At 76.2% G+C, this 5,154-nt stretch carries 5 protein-coding genes; 3 read left to right on the plus strand and 2 right to left on the minus strand.

Annotation, left to right across the window (positions count from 1 at the left end):
- From ACQRUO_RS38535 to ACQRUO_RS38545, 3 genes are all read left to right on the plus strand, one after another.
- Positions 1 to 749 (plus strand): DUF4139 domain-containing protein (locus ACQRUO_RS38535; RefSeq protein ID WP_428320844.1); only part of this gene is annotated, 749 nt, incomplete at its 5' end.
- Positions 750 to 753: 4 nt separating this feature from the next.
- The gene (locus tag ACQRUO_RS38540) at positions 754 to 2,484 is read left to right on the plus strand and encodes a DUF4139 domain-containing protein (protein ID WP_428320845.1); all 1,731 of its coding nucleotides are present in this window, start codon (positions 754 to 756) and stop codon (positions 2,482 to 2,484) included.
- Between the two features lie 68 nt (positions 2,485 to 2,552).
- Positions 2,553 to 2,915: a DUF952 domain-containing protein gene (locus ACQRUO_RS38545; protein WP_428320846.1), complete on the plus strand. Its 363-nt coding sequence runs from the start codon at positions 2,553 to 2,555 to the stop codon at positions 2,913 to 2,915.
- Between the two features lie 110 nt (positions 2,916 to 3,025).
- On the opposite strand, the gene ACQRUO_RS38550 is transcribed toward ACQRUO_RS38545, so the two are convergent.
- Entirely contained in the window at positions 3,026 to 4,006 is a 981-nt protein-coding gene (locus ACQRUO_RS38550; RefSeq protein WP_428320847.1) for a helix-turn-helix domain-containing protein, read from the minus strand.
- Positions 4,007 to 4,292: 286 nt separating this feature from the next.
- The coding region (locus ACQRUO_RS38555; protein WP_428320848.1) for a pseudouridine synthase at positions 4,293 to 5,154 on the minus strand (862 nt) is incomplete at its 5' end.

A 5,154-nucleotide genomic window follows, 5' to 3' on the forward strand; every position in this document is an offset into this window, starting at 1 on the left:
GCGGCCGGCTGCACCCGGCCGCCGCACCGGTGCCCGCCGGCCGGCACGGCGCCCCGCGCGAGGCCACCCCGCCGCCGCACACCGTCTCGCCGCGCCACTCGGCCGGCTCCTTCGACCAGCGCTTCGACGCCCCCGCCCGGGTCGACCTGCCGGCCGACGGCGGCTGGCACACGGTGGAGCTGGGCGCGCTGCCGGTCACCCTCGAGTCCGAGTACGTCTGCGTGCCGGCCGTCGAGCAGACCGTGTACGCGACCCTGCTGCTCGGCAACGCCGCCGACCGCGCGCTGCTGGCCGGGCCGCTGGAGGTGACGGCGGACGAGGAGTTCCTGCTCACCACCGCCCTGCCCACACTGGCCCCCGGCGACAGCCGCCGGATCGGCCTGGGCGTGGCCGAGAGCGTGCGGGTGACCCGCCGCACCGAGACCCAGGAGTCCACCGCGGGCCTGCGCGGCAACGCCACCGTGGTCACCGAGCGGATCCACCTGGAGCTGGCCAACCGGCTCGGCCGGGCGATCACCGTGGAGGTCCGGGAGCGGATCCCGGTCACCGCCGACCGCGAGATCCGGATCGAGGAGCAGCCCGGCACCCCGGCCTGGACCGCCCCGCCGGCCCCGTCCGAGATCCACCCGCAGGGCAGCCGGTACTGGCGGATCGAGTTGCCGCCGCACGGCCGCACCGCCCTGACCGGCGGCTGGGAGATCCGCCTCCCGGCCGGCAAGGCCCTGACCGGCGGCAACCGAAGGAGCTGACCCGATGCCCGAGACCACGCCCGAGACCATGCCCCGGACCACCGCCGGCGCCGACCGCCCGAACCCGGCCCTGCCGCTGCCGGTCACCGCCGCCACCTGTCTGGAGGACCGCGCCCACGTCGAGCGCAGCGCCACGCTGACGCTGTCCGCCGGCCGGCAACGGCTGCGGCTGGGCCCGATCAGCCCGCTCGCCGTCGAACACTCGCTGCGCGCCGAGCTGACCCCCGAGCTGCCCGCCGAGCTGCGCGCCGAGCTGACCCCCGAGCTGACCCCCGAGCTGCCCGCCGAGCCGGCCGGCGAGCTGACCGGCGAGCCCGGCGGCCCCGCCCTCCGGGTGCTGGCGGTCCGGCTGACCCGCAGCTGGACCCCGCGCTCGGTCGACCCGCCGGGCAGCACCGACTCCCCGCTGCGCCACCGGCTGCACGAGCTGGAGACCGCGCTGCGCGCCGGTGCCCAGCAGGAGCAGCGACTGGCCGCCCGGCTGGCGCTGCTCGACCGGCTGGCCGCCGACCTGCTGATCGAGGTCGCCGAGGGCACCGGGCGCGGCGAGGCCGAGCCGGACCGCTGGGCGCGCGAACTGGACCGGGTGGCGGCCGAGCAGGACGACTGCGCCGAGCGGCTGCGGGCGCTGCGGGCCGAGCAGGCCGAGCTGACCGCCCAGCAGCAGGCCGCCGAGGAGGCCCTCTTCGAGGCCGAGCAGGCGCCCGCGGAGCTGACCGCCCACCTGGAACTGACCGTGGAGGCCGAGCGGGCCGGGCCGGCCCGGCTCACCGTCCGGCACCTGACGCCGTGCGCGCTCTGGCGGCCCGCCTACCGCGCGGTGCTGGCGGACGGCGCGCTGCGGCTGGAGTCGGACGCGGTGGTCTGGCAGGTCACCGGCGAGGACTGGCGCGGGGCCCGGCTCTCCTTCTCCACCGCCCGCTCGGCGCTGGCCGGCTCCCCGCCGCTGCTGCACGCGGACCGGCTGACGCTGCGCGAGCTGAGCGGCGAGGAGCGGCGCACCGTGGCGGTCGAGCTGCGCGAGGAGGAGATCGGCGCGCTGGGCCCGGACGCCACCGCGGGCCCGGTCGCCGACGGGCTGCCGGGGGTGGACGACGGCGGCGAGGTCCGGCTGCTCACCGCCCCCGCCCCGGCGGACCTGCCGGCCGACGGCCGGGCGCACCGGATCCCGCTGGGCGGCTTCACGGCGCCGGGCAGCGCCGAGCGGATCGCCGCCCCGGAGCTGTCCCCGCTGGCCGCCGAGGTGGTGACCTTCCACAACCCGACCGGCCACCCGCTACTGGCCGGCCCGGTCGAGCTGATCCGCGACAGCGGCTTCGTCGGGCGCGGCGAGCTGCCGTTCACCGCCGCCGGTGCGGCCGCCGAGCTCTCCTTCCCGGGCACCGACGACCTGCGCCTGGTCCGCACGGTGGAGGAGAGCCGCGGCACCAGCGGCCTGCCGGGGCTGGGCCAGCGCACGGTGCTCACCCGCACCGTGCGGGTCCGGGTCAGCCGGCTCTCGCCGCCCGGGGCGCAGGGCGAGGTGGCGCTGCTGCTGCGCGAGCGGATCCCGGTCTCCGAGGTCTCGGCGGTCGAGGTGCGGCTGCGCGGCGAGTCCTGCGACCCGGCGCCCGAGCAGCTCGACGCGGAGGGCGTGGCCAGTTGGCGGCTGGCCCTGCCGCCGGGCGGCCGACGGACCGTCACCCTGGTCTACGAGGTGACCGCTTCGGCCAAGGTCGCGGGGCTGACCGCCTGAGACCGACCGGTGGATCCCGCCGGGCGCGCGAGGGCGGCGCGGCCGCGGTGGTCAGGTACAACAGAGCTATGATCCTGCACCTCGCTCCGCTGGACGACTGGCTCCGTGATCCCGGCCGTCCGTACAGCGCCACCTCGCTGCTGACGGACGGCTTCATCCACTGCTCCCCGGACGAGCCGACGACGCTGGCCATCGCGAACCTGTTCTTCGCCAAGACGCCGGATCCGCTGATGGCCCTGCTGATCGACCCGGAGGAGGTGGAGCCGATGGTCCGCTGGGAGGCGCCGTCCGGGGAGCGCCCGCCGGGGGTGGCGCCCGACGTGCTCTTCCCGCACATCTACGGGCGGCTCAACCGGAGCGCGGTGAAGGGGCTGGAGAAGCTGGAGCGCGGCCCGGACGGCCGCTGGGCCGCGCTGCTGCCCTGGAGCTGACCGGGCCGCGGCCGGCCTGACCCCGCACCGGGGCCGGCCGAGCCGGCCGGCCCGCCGGGGGTCAGCGGCGGCCACGGTCAGCGCCGGCCGCCGTCACAGCCGGCCGGCCGTCAGAGCCAGCCGCGCTCGCGGGCCGCCATGCCGGCCTGGAACCGGGTGCTGGCCCCCAGCTCGCGCATCAGCGCCTGCAGCCGCCGCTGGGTGGTGCGGGCGCTCCAGCCCAGCGAGCGGGCGATCGACTCGTCTGTCAGCCCGGCGGCCAGCAGCCCGAGCAGCTTGCGCTGGTCGTCGCCGGGCTCGCGCAGGCCCGGCTCGGCGCCGATCGCGGCCTGCAGCGGCACCGCCCGGTCCCACTCGGCCTCGAAGAGCCCGTCCAGCGCCTGGAGCAGGGCCGAGGGGTGGATCACGTAGGCCGCGTCCAGCACGCTGTCGCCGACGCTGATCGGGATGATCGCCATCCGGTCGTCCGACATGATCATCTTCATCGGGAGGGTGGTCCGCACCCGGGCCTCCTCCCCGTCCTGGGCGCCGATCAGGATCTCGTTCTCCAGCCGACCGGGCCAGGCCACCGCCTCCCGGTCGTAGACGGTGCGGAACCGCACCCCCTCCTTGAGCCGCTTGCGCTGCCGGGTCAGGTTGCTCTCCGGGTCCGCGACGTAGGGCGGGCAGTCGAACCCGCGCACCTGCTGCACGCTGGTGTCCTGCAGGTGGGCCAGCCGCTGCGAGATCGCCTCGCCGCCGGTGAGCACCTCGACCGAGCGGGCCGGGTCGGTGAACCGGGAGGCCTCGCGGAAGGCGTCCATCAGCCGGTGCATCTCGGCCCGGGCGGCCCGCAGCTCGGCCTCGCGGTGGCCGATCAGGGTGCCGATCGCGACGTCCGGCGCCACCGCCAGGTAGCGGTCGCGGTCGACCGGCGCCCGGGTGGCCATGCCCTGCTGGGCGAGCCGGCTGAGTGCCTTGCCGCTCTGCTGCGCCGTCAGCCCGCAGCGCTCGGCCAACTCCCCGGCGGTGGATTGCGGGGCGGCCACCAGCGCGGCGTAGACCTGGCCGTCGGCCTCCGAGAGGCCGAGCGCGCTGAAAGCGTCGAGCATGACGCCCCCTCCCCGGTGTGGCGGTTTCACGCCAGTTGGTGAGTGATGTTTTCGTGGCCATCTTCTGCCACCGATGATCCCCGTGACAACCCTGTCCCAGCAGCCGACCACCGACCCCCGACGCATGGCGGGGGTGCGCCCCGCCGCACCCCGACAAGCGGCGGGGGCCGCGCGCCACCGATCGGTCATCGGGACGTGCGGCCCCCGCCGGCCGGGGCCGGAGTCGGGTCCACCGAGAAGAACGCTCCGGGAGGCCCGGAGGACTACAGGGCGAGGACGAGCGGCCCTACAGGCCGACCTCGCGCATCAGCTGGCCCACCTCGGGGTTGGTCAGCCGGCGCAGCCAGCCCGACTTCTGGTCGCCGAGCGCGATCGGGCCGAAGTGGGTGCGGACCAGCTTCTCCACCGGGTAGCCGGCCTCGGCCAGCATCCGGCGCACGATGTGCTTGCGGCCCTCGTGCAGGGTCACCTCGACCAGGTAGTTCTTGCCGACGTTGGAGACCACCTTGAAGCTGTCGGCCCGGGCGAAGCCGTCCTCCAGCTCGATCCCCTGCGCCAGCTGCTTGCCCAGGTCGCGCGGGATCGGCCCCTGGATCGCGGCCAGGTAGGTCTTGGTCACGCCGTAGCGCGGGTGGGTCAGCCGGTGGGCCAGCTCGCCGTGGTTGGTGAGCAGGATGATGCCCTCGGTCTCGGTGTCCAGCCGGCCCACGTGGAACAGCCGGGTCTCCCGGTTGGTCACGTAGTCGCCCAGGCACTGGCGGCCGTCCGGGTCCTCCATGGTGGAGACCACGCCGGCCGGCTTGTTCAGCGCGAAGAACAGGTAGGTCTGGGTGGCGACGGTCAGGCCGTCCACCTTGATCTCGTCGTTCTCCGGGTCGACCCGCTTGCCCTGCTCGGTCACCAGGACGCCGTTGACCTCGACCCGGCCCTGCTCGATCAGCTCCTCGCAGGCCCGCCGGCTGCCCATGCCGGCCCGGGCCAGCACCTTCTGCAGCCGCTCGCCGCGCTCGTCGCCCGGGCCGCCGGGGCCGTCGTGGCGGCGCAGCACCGCGTCCTCGATCTTGGCCTGCAGCTCGCGCGAGCGCTGCGGCTGGCGCCGCGGGTCGCCCGGGGCGCCCTGGCCCTCGCGGCGCGGGCGCGGCGCCGGG

This window comes from Kitasatospora sp. LaBMicrA B282 (assembly GCF_050325825.1).
GTDB lineage: Bacteria > Actinomycetota > Actinomycetes > Streptomycetales > Streptomycetaceae > Kitasatospora.